Here is a 17,446-nt window from a genome sequence, read left to right on the forward strand (position 1 = left end):
CAGTTGATTGACGAGGCCAACCTGCAATTCAAGGTGCAGGTCCAGGAGTGGAAAAACGTGTTGTTGCGCGGCAAGCAGCCGGCGGAAGGGGACAAGTACTGGGCGCAGTTCCAGGCGCGCCAGGGCGAGGTGCAGAACATCCTGGGCGAACTGGTGCGCCAGCCCGGCATCGAGCCTGCGCTGAAGGCGCGCATCGACAGCCTGCGCGAAGCCCATCGAGTCCTGGGCAGCGCCTACCAGCAAGGTCGCGCGGCCTATCTGGCGGCCGGTGCCGATCCGGCCGCCGGCGACGCGGCGGTCAAGGGGGTGGACCGTGCCACCAGCGAGCAGATGAGCGAGTTGGTCAGCGAGTTGCGCAAGCGCGGCAACGCGCAATCGCTGCAGATCAGTGCCAGCGCCGATCGCACCGTGCTGCTGGGGATGGTGGTGATGTTGGTGTCGGCGCTGCTGATCGGGCTGTTGAGCCTGTGGCTGGTCAACCGTCATTTGGTGGAGCCGATCCGTCAGTTGATCGACTACGTCGCCCAGTTGAGCATGGGCCGTTTCAGCGCCCGGGTCGCCAATGACCGTCAGGATGAGTTGGGGCGTCTGGCGGTTGCCGCCAACACCTTGCGCGATTTCCTCGCCGAAACCTTTGCCGGCCTGCAGCGCAGTGCCACGGACCTGGACAGCGCCAGCGGCGAACTCAATTCCATTGCTGGGCTGATGTCCCAGGGCACCAACGAGCAGTTCAGCCGCACCGATCAGGTGGCGACCGCGATGAACGAAATGTCCGCCACCGCCCAGGAAGTCGCGCGCCATGCAGCCGCTGCCGCGCGGGCGGCCGATGATGCGGACCAGTCGGCCCAGCAGGGGGAACTGGTGATGCAGAGCACCATCGATTCGATTACCCAGATGCGCGGGGAAATTGCCAACACTGCCACCGTGATCCGCCGCCTGGAAACCGACAGCGGGCGCATCGGCAAGGTCCTGGAAGTGATCCGCGGCATTGCTGAGCAGACCAATCTGCTGGCGCTCAACGCGGCCATCGAAGCGGCGCGTGCCGGTGAAGCCGGGCGCGGTTTTGCCGTGGTCGCCGATGAGGTACGCAGCCTGGCCCAACGCACGGCGGCTTCGATCATCGAGATCAACCAGATCATCCAGAGCGTGCAGACCGGTGCCGTGGACGCGGCGCTGGCGATTGAAAGCGGTCAGTCGCGCAGCAACGAGAGCGTCGAGCAGGTGACTCAGGCCGGGCTGATGCTGGAACGCATCACCGAGTCGGTGGAGGCGATTCGCGACATGAACCGCCAGATCGCCACCGCCGCCGAAGAGCAAACCTCGGTGGCCGAGGATATTTCACGCAACCTGACTGAAATCACCAGTATTGCCAGCACCAACCTGGACAACGTGCAGCGCACTGAAGCGGCAAGCAGTAACCTGCACGGCCTGTCCGGCCAACTCAATGCCGTGACGGCGCGCTTGAGTGCCTGAGGCGCTGGCCGCTCAGTGTTGGGCGGCGAGCGGCAGGCTGAAGGTGAACAGGGTGCCGTCCTGTCTGGAGGACGTCACCACCAGGTCGCCGGCATGGGCGCGGGCGATCTGGCTGGCAATGTACAAGCCCAGGCCGAGGCCGGCTTGCGGCGTACCGCTGGCCGGTCTTGAGTAGGGCTGGAACAACTGCGGCAGGACTGATTCGGCAATCTCGCCCTGGTTTTTTACCCGAAGCACAAAACACCCCTGTTCGACCTGGGCGCTGACTTCGACGGTGCCATCGGCGGCGCCATGGACGACCGCGTTGGCCACCAGGTTGGAGAGCAGTTGCGCGACTCTTTCGCGGTCGCAGTGAATGGCCGTCAGTTCGCCAAAACGGGCGATGATCTGGCGCTCCGGGTGCACGCTGCGCACTTCGCTGATCACCTGCTGCAGGGTTTGCTCGAGGTCCGGGCAGGCGGCGATCACCACCGGGATCCCACCCCCCAGGCGCCCACGGGCGAAGTCGAGGATGTCTTCGACCAGTTGCGAGGCCCGGCGTCCGCTGTTGAGTATGTGCTGGAGCAAGGTGTCCGTGGTCGGGTTGGGGTGTTTGAGCAACACGCGTTCGGCAGCCATGGTGATGGCAAACAGCGGGTTGCGCAGGTCATGGCCGAGCACGGCGATGAACTGTTCACGCAACTCGGCCAAGTGGCGTTCCTCGCGCAGTTGGGCCTCGGTGTGCTGCAGGTTCTCTTCGGCCTCGATCTGCAACGACAGCAGGCGGGCGAAAGATTCCACGGTGTTCTGGAGGGTGCTGGACCTGAGCTCGGCGGGATTGGGGTCGAGTGCGCAAATGGTGCCGAAGAAACGTCCGTCGGTGCGGAACACCGGCACCGAGATGTAGCTTTCAAAGTGGTAGAGCCTGGGGGTGTGGTGCTGGCAATACAGGGGATCGTCACTGGCCTTGTCGATCACCACTGGCTCGTGGCTGGCGCGAACTTCGTGGCACAGGGTGGTGGCGATCTCCAGTTCGCCCCCCACCTGCAGGCCGAAATCCAGCTCGTCGAGCACCGCACAGGCGGTCCAGGAGGTACCGGTGACCCGCGCCACGGCGGCGAAACGCAGGCCGGTCATGTCCCGAATGACCTGGAGCATGGCGGGCACTGCACTGATGCGGCCGATGGTCGCGATGTCGGCTGCCACTGTTGGACTCATGGGCCAAGGGTCTCTGCAATAAAGGGGCTGGACGAAGTCTAGCCAACCAGCGTACGCCTTGTGCGGTTTTGCGGTGTGGCTATTTCGTCCACGTAAAAAAGCCGCACATCCCCAAGGTTGTGCGGCTTTTTTACAGCGTGTTTTTACTTGTCTTGCACGTTGCTCAGGACTGCGCCGGTCTTGGCGTCGAGCTTGACGTCCCACTGGACATTCTTGGCATCACGGATTTCCACTTCGTAGACATAGACGCCGGTGGTGGCGTTCTGGTCCAGCTCGGTGTCGGTGATGTTGGCCGCCGTGGTGCCTGGGTGCTGGGCCAGGGCGGCCTGGTTGAGTTTTTCAAAGTCCATGATGGTGCCGGCCTTGAGCAGCCCCGGGATCTGGTCCGGGCGCACGTCAGCCATGGCAAAACCGGCGGTCAGGGTCAGAGCAGCAGCGGTGAACAGGGTGGTCAACTTCTTCATGGGGTCATTCCTTGGTTGAGCTGTTTAAGTGGGATCAGGTTAACCGGCGCAACTTAATTGATCCTTAATCCACACCGGCCGCGCTTTGCGCCATTTGTTCAATCCTCGCACATCAAAGCGTTTCATGCTGGGCCCAAGTCAAGGGAGGCTCATATGAAACGCTGGTTAACAACGCTGTATGCCCCGCTATTCCTGGGCGGATTCCTCGCGCTGGGTATCGCTGTGGTCGGTGTGGCAGGCCGTTCGCCCGGGTGGCTTGCGGTGATTTTTCTCTGCGCCCTGCTGGTGTCGTTCGTGGCCGAACGGGCGCTGCCGTATGAACCGCAGTGGAACCACAATCAGGGGGATGGCTGGCGCGATGTGGCCCATGCCCTGGTCAATGAAGCCTGCAATGGGCTGGCGTTGCTGATCCTGCCGGGGCTGGTGGCGCTGCTGTCGTTCGAGGGCCTGTGGCCCGGCAGTTGGCCGTTGTGGGGGCAGGTGCTGCTAGCGATCGGGATTGCCGATGCGGGCATCAGCCTGACCCATTACGTCAGTCACCACGTGCCCTGGATGTGGCGGTTGCATGCGGTGCATCACAGTGTCCAGCGGCTATATGGCTTCAACGGTTTGATGAAACACCCACTGCACCAGATGCTCGAGGCGGCGGTGGGGTTCCTGCCCTTGATCGTGCTCGGTGTTCCGCTGGACGTGGCATTGCTGCTGGCGTTCGCCATCAGTCTGCAGTTGCTGTTGCAACACTCTAACGTCGACATGACCCCGGGGGTGTTGTCCCATGTATTCGCCTGGGCGCCGGTCCACCGCTTGCACCATATGAAGTACGGTGCCGCGGGCAACGTGAACTTCGGCCTGTTTTTCAATCTGTGGGACCGTTTGCTGGGCACTGCCTTGCACGCCGGCGCCTATTCGATCAGGCAGGGTGAATTGGGGATTGGCAATCGCGCGGATTTCCCCCAGGGGTATGTCGAGCAACTGCTGGAGCCGTTCCGGCCCGAGCAATTCACTGACGAGCCGCAGGTGCCGGAGGCGTTGCGCCGCTAAGGGCTCAGTCGAGCAGGCGGATGTACATGCCGTTCAGGCCGTGGCTGGCGGTCACCCCGAAGATTTTCTTCAGGCTGCGCGACAGGTGCGCGGCATCGGCGAACCCGGCAGCGTGGGCGGCCTCCGTGAGATTGCTGCCAGACAGCATCAGTGCCATGGCCAGGCGCAGACGGCGCCAGAGTACCAGGCGCCGAACGGGCAGGCCGACCTGGCGGGTGAACAGCCGTTCCAGTTGGCTCAGGGATACATGGGCCTGCGCGGCCAGGGACGCCGCCGAGACCTTGCCGGCCAGCAAGCTGTCCAGGGCCTGCAGGGCGCGGCCGATACGTGGGTCGGTGAGGGGGCGCCGTGGACACTGCAGCAAGGCCTGGGCAATGGCCGGCAAGGACGGCTCGACGTCGGCCAGACAGTCCTGCAGGGCCTGGGCCTCGAACATCAAGGGCTCGGCGTAGATACACAGGACGTTGTCCGAGCCTTGCATGATGGCGTGGTTGCGCAGCGATTCGATAAACAGCCGGTCGGTGACCTGCGGGGTACCTTCCAGGCTGACCTGCAGCGGTTGACCGCCAGCGATCATTACCTGATGGGCGTAATGTGCATGAGGCGCGGTGCGCCCCAGTTTGCCGTGGACCAGGCCATAGTCGCGGCCCAGCCACAGTTGGCCCTTCCACTCGTGCTCGTTGCTCACTCAGTAGCCGTTGCGTTCAAGCAACTGGGCCACACTGCCGGTTGTCGGGCGCTGGTAGTACTTGAGCAGTTCGCTGGCGCGGTTGGTGAAGATGCCGTCGACGCCAGCGTCCATGACCTTCTTGAAGTCGACGTTTTCGTCGATGGTGTAGGCATGCACCAGCAGGCCCTGGTCGTGGGTGTACTGGTTCATCCAGGGCTGTACCAGGTTGGCGTAACTCTGGTCGCCGAGGTGGGTCAGGGTCGCGGAGGGGCCCGTGCCGATCGCACCCAGGGCCTTGGCGTCGTTGACCCATTGCTCGAAGGCGGCGTTGTCCTTGGGTTGTTGCCGGGCATAGAAGGTGGCCTTGTCCTTGTCTCCGGACTCGGCGAACTTGACCTTGGACTTGGGCTCAATGCTGCCCTCGGCGATCCACAGCAGCAGGATCTTGGGCACCTGGGGCATTTCCTTGTGCAGCATCTGCAGGCTGTTCTTGTCGAAGGTCTGCAGCACCACCTTGCCTTTGCCCTGGCCCACGCTCAGTTCGCTCTTGGCCAGCTTGGAGCCGGCGGGACTCAGCCAGCCGCGGTCTTGCAGCTTGTCCTTGAGGTCACGCTCGATCCCCGGGAATTGCTGGGGCTCCTTGGTCTCGATGTACAGGCCGGGCTTGTGCAGTGGGTTGCCCTGGGCGATGTCGATGACTTCGTCCAGCGTGAGGATTTTCAGGCCTGCGTACGCAGGGCGGGCGCGATCCGGGTAGGCGCTGTTGAACCAGCTGCCGGCATCGAGGGTTTTCAGCTCGGCGAGGGTGAAGGCGTTGGCCGGGCTGTCCTTGCGTTCAGGGAATTTGCTGGCGACGTCGGTGGTGCGTTGCAGGTTGTCGTCGTGCAGGGCGAACAGCACGCCGTCCTTGCTGCGTTGCAGGTCCAGTTCCAGGTAGTCGGCCCCCAGGTCGCGTGCCAGTTTATAGGCGGCGGCGGTGGACTCCGGGGCATCGAAGGAGGCGCCGCGGTGGGCGATCACGGCCGGGTGCGGGATGCCGTTGGCGGTGGCCAGCGCGTTCGGGCCGGGCTGGCTGAGAGCCTGTGCCTGGCCGACGCTGAGCATCAGGCTCAGCAGCAGGGCGCTGTGGGTGAAGTTGACAGGCATGGTCGAAGTCCTTTCGTCAGTCGTTTTGCAAAGGACTACCTTTTAACAACTGAGCGACAGTTGTGCTATCGCAGGACCGACATAAACCCCGCCGCAGACGGTTTTTTCCGCGCTTTTGTGCGCGACTTTGCAGTACTCTTGGCTCCGGCAGTTTCCCCGGCAGAGGGAAACCCGGAGGCTTGCCCTGCGTGTAAACCATTGATCAGCGGTCCATTGGGACCTTTCGTGAGGTTTATCATGCGCATCACTTCGCAACTCATCTGCCAGGCTGCCGACCAACTCCACGGCTTTGTTGGCCTCAACCGCAAGACCGGCCAGTACATCGTGCGTTTCAGCGAAGACTCGTTCGGCATGGATGTCGCCGACGACGGCATCATTCCCACCAGCGAGTTCGTCTGGGCCCCTGGTCCTGCGCAGGCCATGACCCTCAAGCGTCAACTGATCCAACTGTTGCTGGATCAGAACATCGACGAGCGAATCAATATCAGCGAACCTTTGCGGGTGTATATGCGCCGCGCCGATATGCCGGAGATTTCGGCGCTGCGCGAGCGGGTGCCGGGTTAGGTTGCGAAGGCATACGAGCGCTCGACCCTGCACACCCGCGTGTGAAACCCCTGGTACCAGATCGCGCGACCTTGCTCGCGGATGGCGCTGTGTTCGGCGTGGCGCTTCCACGCGAGGATCGCCGCTTCGTCGCGCCAGTAGGAAACCGTGATGCCCAGGCCATCTTCACCGCGCGCCGACTCCACGCCGAGAAACCCCGGTTGCTCGCGGGCCAGTTCGACCATGCGCTGTGCCGCCTGGTCGTAGCCGTGATCGCCTGCCGTGCGCAGCGAGGTAAAGATCACCGCGTAGTAGGGGGCCGTTGGGGTGCTGGCGATCATCGCGGGTTCCTCGCGCAGGCCTCGACAAAGGCGTTGACCAAGGGCGGCAGCCGGCCCTCGAGCGCTGCCCGTTCGGGTTGAAACAGGCTGGCGACGAAGAACGGATGGCCCTGCAATTCGATGGCCCGCGGATCACCGTCAGCATCGTGGCCTGTGGTACGCAGGCCATGGGTCTGCAGGGCGTCGGCGAACTCGGGGTTGATCCCGTAGCGGCAGCGGTAGCCTTCGCGGATGTGCTGGCAGGCGTAGGCAGCGGCAATCCGTGAGCCGTCGCGCAACTCGATAGTGTCGACGGCTTCGACCAAGGCGCAGCTCAGGGGCGTGATCACGGCGCGCGTGGCCTCAGGCGAGGTTTCGCCATGCTCGGCGTCGGTCCAGCCCAGGACATGCCGCGCGAACTCCAGCACCGCGTGTTGAAACCCACCGCAGGTACCGAGGAACGGCCGCAGCTGTTGCCGGGCAAACTGAATGGCCCGCAAAGCACCGTCGGTGTTGCGGTAAGGGCTGGCGGGCACGCACCAGAAGCCGTCGAAGTCGGTGAATCGGGTCTGGGCGTCGATCCGCTCGGTGGCCAGCCACTGCGACTGCACGTCCCGCCCCGTGTGCTGGGCGGCCAGGTTCAGGGCCAGGGGAATGGCCTGGTGGGCGAGGACCTGGGGGGCGTAGTCGCCGATCAGGGCTATGCGCAGTGGGGCTGGATTGGACATGGCGTCTCCAAGACTTGTCGGTTGTTGGAGGGCACTATAGATTGGCGTTCACGCAATCAATATTGGCGTTTCCCCAAGTGTTCAATGCAGCGACGCACTATCAACTGGACTACCCCGACCTGGTGCTGATCCTGGCGTTGGTCCGCGGCGGTTCTCTGGCCCGGGCCGCAGCGTTGCTCAAGGTTGATGTCTCGACGGTGTTTCGTGCGGTCCGGCGCCTGGAAGCCGGTTTGGGCCAGGCGCTGTTCGAGAAAAGCCGCGCCGGCTACTTGCCCACCAGCCTGGCGCACACCCTGGCCGAACAGGCCGAACGTGCCGAACAGGCACTGGATGCGGCGCGGGTCGGGGTGGAGCAGGGCGGTGAAGTCATCAGCGGCACGGTGCGCCTGACCTGTACGGACTCGGTCCTGCATGCCTTGTTGCTGCCGGCCCTGGCGCAGTTCATGCCGGGCTATCCGGCGTTGACCCTGGAGCTGAGCACCTCCAACGATTTTGCCAACCTCAGCCGCCGCGATGCCGACATAGCCCTGCGCCTGACCCAGGCGCCACCGGAGCATCTGGTGGGCCGTCGCCTGGCGACTGTGTCCTACCGGGTGTGCGCCAGCGTGAATTACCTGCAGTCGGTCGATCCGGGCGAGCTCGCGCGCCTGAGTTGGATCGCGCCGGATGACTTCCTGCCGGACCATCCCACCGTCACCTGGCGACGCCAGCAACTGCCGGGCGTACAGCCGAGCTACCGCTGCAACAGCATGCTCGCGGTGACTGAGTTGGTGCGTGCCGGGCTTGGGGTGGCGGCCTTGCCGGACTTTCTGATCGACCCTGGCCAGGGGCTGCGCCCGTTGAGCGAACCCTTGTTGGGTTACGACACCAGCCTGTGGTTGCTGACCCGCCCGGACTGCCGCGCGCTGCGCTCGGTAGTGACCCTGTTTGATGAGTTGGCGCGAGCCATTCGTTTGCCCGCCTAGGACGCGTCAGGCCTGTGGGGGTGGGGTGCCCAGGACGTGCTGATGCACCTGTGAGGTGAGGTTTTCGATGCGCTCGGTCAGAGTCTTGGTCATTTCCGTGAGTCGGGTGTTCTGCTCCAGCAGTTGCAGCAGTTGGGCGGCATTCTGCGCCGCTTGCGCCTGGCGTTCGGCATTGGCCACGGCCAGGGCCTCACGGTGTTGCGCGTCGGCATCGGACTGGGCCTTGTCGCGCGCGGCCTGACGGGTTTGCGCGAGCAGGATCAACGGAGCGGCGTAGGCTGCCTGGAGGCTGAATGCCAGGTTGAGCAGGATGAACGGGTAGACATCGAAGGAGGTCACGCCGGTGGTGTTGAGGGCGATCCAGATGGCGACGATCAGGGTTTGAGCACCGAGAAAGGTCGGCGTGCCGAAAAAACGCGCAAAGGCCTCGGCTTTCAGGGCGAAGGTGTCGTTGCCGAAGGTCGCGGCCAGATGCGCGTGGGGACGGTGAAAGCGCAGGTGGTCGACCGGGGCTGCGGGAGGTGTGGGCGTTTTGGTTGGGTTCATGAGGGTCTCTGCAGGGCCGGGGGACTGAGGCTCACTATACTCCCCACGGCACTGCACTCATGCCGGATCTGGTGTGCTGACCCGTGCGCTGCTGATTCTGTTGCGGCCATTGCTCTTGGCACTGTACAGCGCCTTGTCGGCAGCTTCGAGCCACTGCCCGGCATCGCTGAAATGCGCTTGATAGGTGGCCAGGCCAATGCTCAGGCTGACCTTCAATTGCGCGATGGCAGGGTGGCGATAGTCGGCGAAGACCAGGCGTAGACGCTCCATCACCTCGGTGGCCTGGTCCAGTGACAGGTTCGGCAGGATCACACAGAACTCATCACCGCCGTAGCGTCCCGCCAGGTCGTTTTGCCGCAGGTTGCGCTTGAGTTCGGCGCTGAGCTGGCGCAACACGCTGTCGCCAACGATGTGTCCGTAGGTGTCATTGATGGCCTTGAAGTGATCGATGTCGATCAGGCCAATGGTGGCCTGGACCTGCTGCTGTTGGCACTCGCGGAAGCTGACGTGCAGCAGGTCTTTCCAGGCGCCGTGATTGAGCAGGCCGGTCAGGCTGTCGGTGCGGCTCAAGGCACTCAGTGCGCGTTTGTGCTCGGACAGCTTGATCGCCAGTCGATAGCAGACCATGCCCACCGCGAGTGGGTAGAGCGTCAGCATTGGCAGGCAGGCATACACCTGGAGCTGGCTGACCTGCGGTGAGAAACCGGCCCCCAGCAGCGCCCATGAAATGCCGATGCCCAGCAGTTGGGCGAGGATGCCCTGGACCAATAGGCGCAACCCGCCGGCGGCCACGTTGTTCATGGCCATCATCGAGAGGATGGTCACGGTGGCCAGGGGATTGAAATGCATGGTCGCGGCCCAGAAACCGCCCAGCAACGAGTCGATCAGCAGGTTGCGGCGTTCCGCCTGGTAGGGGGACGCCGAGCGGGTCGCCAGTTGATAGGCCAGGTGCGCCCAGCACACGGCATTGAAGCCCAGCAGGGCCCAGACCCAGGTCGGCACCCCCAGGGGATACAGCGCCGCAGCGACACTGATGCAGCCAATGCCCAGGCCAATGATCCGCGGCTTATAGATACGCTTGGCAAACGACAGGCCTTTACCGGGGTGATTTTGCATAGCTCACTGCGCTCATATCGCCCTGAAACACTTTGTTGTGTTTTATCCAGGGCTGCGATCCATCGAACAAACAGGTCAATAGTGTCATTTATTGCAGGCTTGAACATCAGGTAGATGATAGCCCGGTACAGGCTCCGGGCACTGGCCTGCGGCATGACAGCTTAGCTCAGGGGCACTGGCGTGACGGATCAGCGCTGATAGCAGGCCAGGAACATGTCCAGCGCCGACTCGATGACAGTGCTCTGCATCTCGGCGGACAGCGTCGGCTGGTTCATGGAGATCTGTGGCCAGAAGGCGAAGGCCTTGAGCATCCCATGCAACTGCTGCGCGGCGAACTCGGGATCGACCGGCTTGAGTGCGCCGTCAGCCTGGGCCGCACGAATCCAGGCGGTCAGGGCTTCCTCGCGCTCGCCGATGCGCAGGACCATGTCCTGGGCACGCTCGGGTGAATGGATGGTGGCGGCGATAGCCACTCGGGCCAGGTCGAGGAAGCTGTTGTCCGCCAACAGCGCCAGCTTGTCGCGCAGCAACTGCCTGAGCTGCTCGCGCAGCGGTTGCCCGGGGCTGTAGACGCTGTCTTCCTGGGCGCAAATGTTGGTCCACAAACGGTGGAGAATTTCGGCGAACAACTCTTCCTTGCTGGCAAAGTGGTTGTACACGGTGCGCTTGGATACCCCCGCCGTTGCGGCAATCTTGTCCATGCTGGTGATATCGAAACCGTTGCTACGGAATTCGCTGATCGCCGCCTGGACAATGGCTTCGCGTTTACGGTCGGTCAGGCGCTGGGGAGCTGTCATAAATACGCTTCGGCAGAGAGGGTGAGCACTTACACTCAGCAGTTTACTTATTCCAGGGTTTGTTGCAATCTAGAAACTACACCGTGCAGTGTAGTTGTGCGGTGAACAATCAGAGTCTTCGGCTGACGCGTGCGTGCATTGGCCCTTTATTGTCCAAAAAAGAAAATCACCGGCTACAGCGGTTTTTCTGGAGTCATTTGAACATGGCCACTTTCTCTTACCAGGCGGACAGCGCCACAGAATTGAAAACCTCACGCCAGGAGCAGGGCCGCTACCGCAACCCTGCCGCGGTACGCCAACCTGGCTTGCGCAAAACGGTGCAGATCTTCTGGAACATGTTGTTCAACAAGCCGCGCAATACCCGGCCAGCTGGAGCGATTCCGGTGCAGGGCCTGACTCGCGAGCAGTTGCACAGTGCCCCTAATCACAGCGTGTTCCGGCTAGGGCACTCCACTGTCCTGCTGAAACTGCGCGATAAGTACTGGCTGACCGACCCGGTCTTCGCCGAGCGTGCTTCCCCGGTACAGTGGGCCGGCCCCAAGCGCTTTCATCAGCCGCCGATCAGTCTTGATGAGTTGCCTGAGATCGAAGCGGTGATCTTGTCCCACGACCACTACGATCACCTCGACTATCAGACCGTCCTCAAACTGGCAGACAAGACCCGCCACTTCATCACACCGTTGGGCGTGGGTGAGACCTTGATCAAGTGGGGCGTCGATGCCAGCAAGGTGCGTCAACTCGACTGGTGGGAAGGCACGCAGATCAATGGGATTCATTTCATCGCCACTCCGTCCCAACACTTTTCCGGTCGTGGTCTGTTCGATGGCAACAGCACCCTCTGGGCTTCATGGGTCGTGATCGACAGCGACAAGCGCATCTTCTTCAGCGGTGACACCGGCTACTTCGACGGCTTCAAGGCGATCGGCGAACAGTTCGGGCCCTTCGACCTGACCCTGATGGAAACCGGTGCCTACAACGTCGAATGGCCACTGATCCACATGCAACCGGAACAAACCCTGCAAGCTCACATCGACCTCAAGGGGCGTTGGCTGTTGCCGATCCACAATGGCACCTTCGATTTGTCGATGCACGCCTGGCACGAACCCTTCGACCGTATCCTGGCCCTGGCCTGGGATCACAATGTGTCCATCACCACCCCGCAAATGGGTGAAGCCTTCAACCTCAACCAGCCGCTACACGGGCAGGCGTGGTGGCTTGAGGTTGAAGGGCAGGGTGAGCAGGCGGTTGCCAATGGTTAAGGTGGGCAACCGTTGAGTTGATCACTCGATCATCGCGAAATCCGCCCGCCCCACCGGATCCGGTGCCGACCCCCTGACGCCCATGCCCCGACCCGGGGCAAAGCCGGGAAAGAACACCAGGCCCTCGGCCTCCAACCGGTAGGCCAAGGCCAGGCGGGTGACGTCGAGCACTTCGGCGCCGGCTTCGAACCGCGCTATCGCGTCTACGCTGACCCCGGACTCGCGGGATAATTGCTCCAATGACCAATCCAGCATCGCACGGGCCTGTGCGCTGTGTTTGGGGGTGAACTGGAACAGGGCGATACGTTCAAGGGTGATTTTCATCGCAAGAGAGGCCATGGGTTTCTCCGGGCTCGAGAGTGGCAAAGCAATAAGTACTGTGTTTTTGTACAGTTGTTTTGCGCCCGGATCAAACTCATTTTTTGATTGATGCGATATCGCGCGGTCAAGGCAGGCGTTGGACGCCTGTCCCCGTACTCGATGCATTGCGCGTCACGGCGCGATCACTTGGCGTGCAACTGCGGCGCTTGCCGAATGATGAAGTGATCCAGATTCTCGATGTTGGCACTGAATACCCCGAATGTCTGGTCGGGGTTTTTCTTGCTCGGCACCTGCTTCAACTCCGGCGTCACGCCGTAGAAAAAGCAATACAGTTCCTGCTCGCTCTCGATGGCGTGCTTGATCTCCTCGAGGAACGCCTTGCGCTTGCGGTAGCTGTCGATCAGCTTCTTGCCCAGGTACAGGGTCACCGTGTAGGGCTTTTTCTCGAGCCAGGCCTTTTTCTCGAAGTCGATGCGAAAGCTCTGGGTGTAGTCCTTGATCTCCTTGATCCTGCCCCAGTAAATCAGGCCCTTGTTGTCCTGCAGGTATTCGATCTTCTTGAAGAACAAGGCGTAGGACGCCGTGTGCTCGCCAATCTTCAGGGGCATGCGCTTGAGCAGGTCCTTGTTCTCGAAATTGGATACGAAACACTCCACCGGATGGGCAAATACGCTGGTCTTGTCTGGCGCGGACTCTGCTGGCGGGTGCTCGACCTGGCGGATGGCCGGAGCCACTGGCAGCTGATCCTGCCCCCTGTCGGCAGGCACCTCGGCGCTGTCGGGATTGCGCACATACTGACGCCGGGTCAGTAGCAGTTCTGACGGAAAATGCTCCTCAACCCCGTCATCCGATTCCACTCCCTCGGCACTTGACGTCTTGAGGCTGACATACGGACAACCCTCCACATGCCGGGTGCTGGGCACATTCTTGAAGTGCGGCGTGCGGATGTAATTCACGCTCTTGGCATTGATCGTCCCCAACACATTGGCGGTGCCAAAGGCCGAACGACAGGCATCGTTGGGGCACTGGAAGTGTTCTTTCGCAGAGTCGAACGCCATCGTATCGTCAAAATTCAGATCCCGCACGTCATAGATCGACAGCTTGGTGTCGAGGCTGAGGCAGTAGGCGAGGTCGAATTTCATGGCGGCTCGGGTCCTGGAGGGGAGGGGTATTAATAGCGGGATGCCCTGATGGTTTTCAACCCTGGTGCAGCGATGTCGGAGCGTGGCTTGCCCGCGATTGCGATTATCCGTGAAGCAATCAGGAATGGGCGCACAAAAAAGCCCTGGAGGCATTACGCATCCAGGGCTCTTTCAGATCATCGACTCAGCAGTGATGAGCGTCAGGAATCAATCCCAGCTCAACGCCCCGCCGGTCTGATACTCAATTACCCGAGTCTCGAAGAAGTTCTTCTCTTTCTTCAAGTCCATGATCTCGCTCATCCATGGGAATGGGTTAGTGGTACCTGGGTACTCTTCCTTCAAGCCGATCTGCGACAGACGACGGTTGGCGATGAACTTGAGGTAGTCCTCCATCATCGCGGCGTTCATGCCCAGTACGCCGCGCGGCATGGTGTCGCGTGCGTATTCGATTTCCAGTTGGGTGCCCTGCAGGATCATCTGGCTGGCTTCTTCCTTCATTTCGGCATCCCACAGGTGTGGGTTTTCGATCTTGATCTGGTTGATCACGTCGATGCCGAAGTTCAGGTGCATGGATTCGTCGCGCAGGATGTACTGGAACTGCTCGGCGACGCCGGTCATTTTGTTGCGTCGGCCCATGGAGAGGATCTGGGTGAAGCCGCAGTAGAAGAAGATGCCTTCCAGAACGCAGTAGTAGGCGATCAGGTTGCGCAGCAGCTCTTTGTCGGTTTCGACGGTGCCGGTTTCGAACTTTGGATCGGAGATCGAACGGGTGTACTTCAGGCCCCAGGTGGCTTTCTTCGCGACCGACGGGATCTCGTGGTACATGTTGAAGATCTCGCCTTCATCCATGGCCAGCGATTCGATGCAGTACTGGTAGGCGTGGGTATGGATCGCCTCTTCGAACGCCTGGCGCAGGATGTACTGGCGGCATTCCGGGTTGGTGATCAGGCGGTACACGGCCAGTACCAGGTTGTTGGCAACCAGGGAGTCGGCGGTGGAGAAGAAGCCCAGGTTGCGCATCACGATGCGGCGCTCGTCGTCGGTCAGACCTTCCGGGTTTTTCCAGAGGGCGATGTCGGCGGTCATGTTGACTTCTTGCGGCATCCAGTGGTTCGCGCAACCGTCCAGGTACTTCTGCCAGGCCCAGTCGTATTTGAACGGGACGAGTTGGTTGAGGTCGGCGCGGCAGTTGATCATGCGCTTCTCGTCGACCGCAACGCGGGCAGAGGCGCCTTCGAGTTCGGCCAGGCCTTCGGCGACGTCGAGTGTGTCGAGGGCGGCCTTGGCGCGAATGATCGCGGCCGAGTCGCTGGCGGTTACGGCGCGCGCTTCCAGCGCAGCAGCACCACCGGCGCTGTCGAGGCGGTCCATGTTGGCTTCTGTTGCGTGGCCAGCATTGGCGCCTTTGGCGACAACTTCGCCGTCTTCTTTATCGAATTCGTCCCAGCTCAGCATGACGTGTCGTCTCCTGCGTGAGGGCCAGTTGCCCGTGTGAAAACTCTGAAGGTCGGTTATTCACACGGCCTGGTGGCCGCGGTGGATCTAAAGGAATCGTTTGTTGCAGCGGTACGCAGGCAAAAAACAGAAATGTCTACGGGTGTCCTGAAGTCGCTGAAGGGCGGAGTCGACATGGTCAGCATCCGGCGATGGCTTCAGCATGGCTTTCACCCTCGTGTAAGGAGGTGTTGCAGGCCCGATTTACCGGCGCATTATAGGTGTTTTTTACGGCTTGTGGTGCGACGAAGTAGCCCAGTAAGCAGCCATGAGGTCTGCTTTTTCGGACAGAGCGAGAGTTTATGGGGCTTTGGCCGGCATAGATTTTTTTTGCCGGGTATCGGTAAATTTTTGCCAACAACAGTCAGCTGTCCCGCAAGCTCCGCGCAAAGCCCGCCGGGGCGGGTGTGCGGCTCAATAAAACATCGTGCGCGAGTCTTCCAGTTCGGCGCAGGGGATGGGCTTGTTCGGGTTGATCCCCAGCCGCTTGAAGGCGGGCAGGCTGCTGATATCGATCTGGGCCAGTGGGTGGTGGGTGCCCTGGTGGGCATGCACGGTTGCCACTTGCACCAGGTCGACGTAGTCGACAGCCGCGGGCTGGCGCTTGAGGTCCAGGTACTGGCCCGGCAGGTGGACCAGCATTTCCGGAAACTCCCAGACCTGCAGCAGCTTGTCGCCGAGCAGTGGGTGGATGCGCTCGATCACATGGTTGAGGCTGACCGGGTCCGAGAGCAGGTCGTAGTGGTCTTGGGCGTAGGTCAGGATCGGCAGCACGCCGATCTGGTGCACCAGGCCACCCAGCGCCGCCTGGTCGGGCTTGAGCTGGGTATGGCTGCGGCACAATGAATAGCTGATGCCGGCAATCTCCTGGCTCTTGCGCCAGACGTCGCGCATTTTCTGGCCGACCACATCGGAGCGGGCATGGAAGATCTGCTCGATGACCAGGCCGATGGCCAGGTTGCTGCTGTAGTTGATGCCCAGCCGGGTAATGGCTGTGTACAGGTCGGTGACTTCCTGGGCACCGCGCAGTAGGGGGCTGTTGACCACTTTGATCAGGCGCGCCGACAGGGCGGTGTCGCGGCCGATGACTTTACTCAGGGTGGTGACGCTGATATCCGGGTCTTCGGCGGCCCGGCGAATCTGCAGGGCCACTTCCGGTAACGTTGGCAGAACCAGGTCATCGTTATCGATGGCCTCAACCAAATCCTGTTGGACCTTTTCCGCCAGCTTGCTCATTTCTGTTCTCTAGGTGTTGCGACAAAGTGCTGCAGATTAACGCTGGATCTCGCGATCGCGATCCAGTTGGTAAGGCAGGTCGAGCAGGTGCAGGGCCGGGCCTTCGGGCGCGCCCAGGTGCAGGTCGGCGCCTTCGGCGGCTTCGGCTTGCAGCACGGCCAGCAGTTCGATGCCTTGTTTGGCATGGGCGGCGAGGACCACTTCACCGATGGAGCTGCCGTGGGTCGGCGCGAACAGGGGGGTGCCTGGCTCGGGCAGTTCGCTGGCGTCCAGTTGCAGGCGATACAGGCGGCGCTTGAGTTTGCCCAGGTACTGCATGCGCGCGACGATTTCCTGGCCGGTGTAGCAGCCTTTCTTGAAGCTCACGCCGCCTACCGCCTGCAGGTTGAGCATTTGCGGAATGAACAGCTCGCGAGTGGCGGGCATTACCTGGCCGATGCCGGCGCGGATCTGGCCGAGCAGCCAATTGTTGAGGTTGCCTTGGGCGAGGGTGGTCGAGAGTTGCGTCGCCAGGTTCTGTGCCTGTGCGGCCGGGACCCAGAGCTCAGCGCGGCCAGGGGAGACCCGGATGGCGACCAGGCCGTCGTGGCGGGCGACCGAGTCGGTGTCTGGCGGCAGGTCGAGTCCCAGGGCCGTCAGTGCGGCATCGGCCTCGACCAGGCCAAAGCGAACCCAGGCGGCGCTTTCATCGGTGAGTTTGGACTTGGAGAACACGGCGTACTTTTTAAGGTCGGCCAGTTGCGGCTCCAGCAACTCGCTGGCCATTGCCAGCAACACCCCATCACCCTCCAGCACGATACGGAAGCTCGACTGCATGCGGCCCTTTTGGGTGCAGCGCGCGCCGAGGCTCGCCTGGGTGTCGCTCAGGTAGTTGAGGTTGCAGGTCAATTGGCCCTGAAGAAACTTGCTGGCATCGCTGCCGCGGACGGCGAGCACGCCTTCATGGGACAAGGTGCAGAAAAAAGCGGAATCAGCCATGGGTCATCGC

The 17,446-nt window shown here is 61.9% G+C and carries 19 protein-coding genes; 5 read left to right on the forward strand and 14 right to left on the reverse strand.

Annotated elements, in window-relative coordinates; translation table 11 throughout:
* The first annotated feature begins 768 nt into the window (after positions 1-768).
* Complete coding sequence (locus Q1W70_RS27335) at positions 769-1,473, forward strand: methyl-accepting chemotaxis protein (protein ID WP_436799886.1); 705 nt, start codon at positions 769-771, stop codon at positions 1,471-1,473.
* Positions 1,474-1,485: 12 nt separating this feature from the next.
* Here the strand turns inward: Q1W70_RS27335 and Q1W70_RS16955 are convergent, their stop codons facing one another.
* On the reverse strand, positions 1,486-2,670 hold the full coding sequence (locus tag Q1W70_RS16955) for a GAF domain-containing sensor histidine kinase (protein ID WP_302097622.1): 1,185 nt from the start codon (positions 2,668-2,670) through the stop codon (positions 1,486-1,488).
* Positions 2,671-2,813: 143 nt separating this feature from the next.
* Positions 2,814-3,134 carry a PepSY domain-containing protein gene (locus Q1W70_RS16960; protein ID WP_166589159.1) on the reverse strand — a complete coding sequence of 107 codons (321 nt, stop codon included), beginning with the start codon at positions 3,132-3,134 and terminating at the stop codon, positions 2,814-2,816.
* A 153-nt stretch (positions 3,135-3,287) separates the two neighbouring features.
* On the opposite strand from Q1W70_RS16960, the gene Q1W70_RS16965 reads away from it, so the two are divergent.
* Entirely contained in the window at positions 3,288-4,175 is an 888-nt protein-coding gene (locus Q1W70_RS16965; RefSeq protein ID WP_166589158.1) for a sterol desaturase family protein, read from the forward strand.
* Positions 4,176-4,179: 4 nt separating this feature from the next.
* On the opposite strand, the gene Q1W70_RS16970 is transcribed toward Q1W70_RS16965, so the two are convergent.
* Together Q1W70_RS16970 and Q1W70_RS16975 are read right to left on the reverse strand one after the other, a co-directional pair.
* Positions 4,180-4,863: a helix-turn-helix domain-containing protein gene (locus tag Q1W70_RS16970; protein WP_302097626.1), complete on the reverse strand. Its 684-nt coding sequence runs from the start codon at positions 4,861-4,863 to the stop codon at positions 4,180-4,182.
* A complete protein-coding gene (locus Q1W70_RS16975; protein WP_166589156.1) occupies positions 4,864-5,991 on the reverse strand; it encodes a glycerophosphodiester phosphodiesterase in 1,128 nt (375 codons plus the stop codon).
* A gap of 237 nt (positions 5,992-6,228) precedes the next feature.
* Between Q1W70_RS16975 and Q1W70_RS16980 the strand changes: the two genes are divergently transcribed.
* A complete protein-coding gene (locus Q1W70_RS16980) occupies positions 6,229-6,555 on the forward strand; it encodes a DUF2025 family protein (RefSeq protein ID WP_166589155.1) in 327 nt (108 codons plus the stop codon).
* On the opposite strand, the gene Q1W70_RS16985 is transcribed toward Q1W70_RS16980, so the two are convergent.
* Together Q1W70_RS16985 and Q1W70_RS16990 are read right to left on the reverse strand one after the other, a co-directional pair.
* Positions 6,552-6,875, reverse strand: coding sequence for an antibiotic biosynthesis monooxygenase family protein (locus Q1W70_RS16985; RefSeq protein ID WP_185818791.1), 324 nt, complete (start codon positions 6,873-6,875; stop codon positions 6,552-6,554). The two genes, Q1W70_RS16980 and Q1W70_RS16985, sit on opposite strands and share 4 nt — an antisense overlap.
* Positions 6,872-7,582, reverse strand: a complete 711-nt coding sequence (locus Q1W70_RS16990) for a CTP synthase C-terminal region-related (seleno)protein (protein WP_185818790.1) — start codon at positions 7,580-7,582, stop codon at positions 6,872-6,874. Before Q1W70_RS16990 ends, Q1W70_RS16985 begins: the two co-directional genes overlap by 4 nt.
* 14 nt (positions 7,583-7,596) lie before the next feature.
* On the opposite strand from Q1W70_RS16990, the gene Q1W70_RS16995 reads away from it, so the two are divergent.
* Positions 7,597-8,547 (forward strand): LysR family transcriptional regulator, encoded by a 951-nt coding sequence (locus Q1W70_RS16995; RefSeq protein ID WP_166589152.1) that lies wholly within the window; start codon positions 7,597-7,599, stop codon positions 8,545-8,547.
* 6 nt (positions 8,548-8,553) lie between these two features.
* Here the strand turns inward: Q1W70_RS16995 and Q1W70_RS17000 are convergent, their stop codons facing one another.
* From Q1W70_RS17000 to Q1W70_RS17010, 3 genes are all read right to left on the reverse strand, one after another.
* Complete coding sequence (locus tag Q1W70_RS17000) at positions 8,554-9,093, reverse strand: DUF1003 domain-containing protein (protein WP_166589151.1); 540 nt, start codon at positions 9,091-9,093, stop codon at positions 8,554-8,556.
* Between the two features lie 57 nt (positions 9,094-9,150).
* Entirely contained in the window at positions 9,151-10,209 is a 1,059-nt protein-coding gene (locus Q1W70_RS17005) for a diguanylate cyclase (RefSeq protein ID WP_302097628.1), read from the reverse strand.
* Positions 10,210-10,397: 188 nt separating this feature from the next.
* A complete protein-coding gene (locus Q1W70_RS17010) occupies positions 10,398-11,006 on the reverse strand; it encodes a TetR/AcrR family transcriptional regulator (RefSeq protein ID WP_166589149.1) in 609 nt (202 codons plus the stop codon).
* Positions 11,007-11,209: 203 nt separating this feature from the next.
* On the opposite strand from Q1W70_RS17010, the gene Q1W70_RS17015 reads away from it, so the two are divergent.
* A complete protein-coding gene (locus tag Q1W70_RS17015; protein WP_166589148.1) occupies positions 11,210-12,265 on the forward strand; it encodes an MBL fold metallo-hydrolase in 1,056 nt (351 codons plus the stop codon).
* A gap of 21 nt (positions 12,266-12,286) precedes the next feature.
* On the opposite strand, the gene Q1W70_RS17020 is transcribed toward Q1W70_RS17015, so the two are convergent.
* The 5 genes from Q1W70_RS17020 to ygfZ all read right to left on the reverse strand — a co-directional run bounded on the left by Q1W70_RS17020 (position 12,287) and on the right by ygfZ (position 17,436).
* Positions 12,287-12,604: a helix-turn-helix domain-containing protein gene (locus Q1W70_RS17020; RefSeq protein ID WP_166589147.1), complete on the reverse strand. Its 318-nt coding sequence runs from the start codon at positions 12,602-12,604 to the stop codon at positions 12,287-12,289.
* Between the two features lie 164 nt (positions 12,605-12,768).
* Positions 12,769-13,728, reverse strand: coding sequence for a hypothetical protein (locus Q1W70_RS17025; RefSeq protein WP_302097631.1), 960 nt, complete (start codon positions 13,726-13,728; stop codon positions 12,769-12,771).
* Between the two features lie 207 nt (positions 13,729-13,935).
* A complete protein-coding gene (locus Q1W70_RS17030) occupies positions 13,936-15,183 on the reverse strand; it encodes a ribonucleotide-diphosphate reductase subunit beta (protein ID WP_166589145.1) in 1,248 nt (415 codons plus the stop codon).
* A gap of 453 nt (positions 15,184-15,636) precedes the next feature.
* The gene (locus Q1W70_RS17035) at positions 15,637-16,458 is read right to left on the reverse strand and encodes an HDOD domain-containing protein (RefSeq protein ID WP_182341894.1); all 822 of its coding nucleotides are present in this window, start codon (positions 16,456-16,458) and stop codon (positions 15,637-15,639) included.
* Positions 16,459-16,494: 36 nt separating this feature from the next.
* The gene (ygfZ, locus tag Q1W70_RS17040; RefSeq protein ID WP_166589143.1) at positions 16,495-17,436 is read right to left on the reverse strand and encodes a CAF17-like 4Fe-4S cluster assembly/insertion protein YgfZ; all 942 of its coding nucleotides are present in this window, start codon (positions 17,434-17,436) and stop codon (positions 16,495-16,497) included.
* Positions 17,437-17,446: the final 10 nt, after the last annotated feature.

The sequence above is a fragment of the Pseudomonas kielensis genome, from assembly GCF_030505375.1.
Taxonomy (GTDB): domain Bacteria; phylum Pseudomonadota; class Gammaproteobacteria; order Pseudomonadales; family Pseudomonadaceae; genus Aquipseudomonas; species Aquipseudomonas kielensis.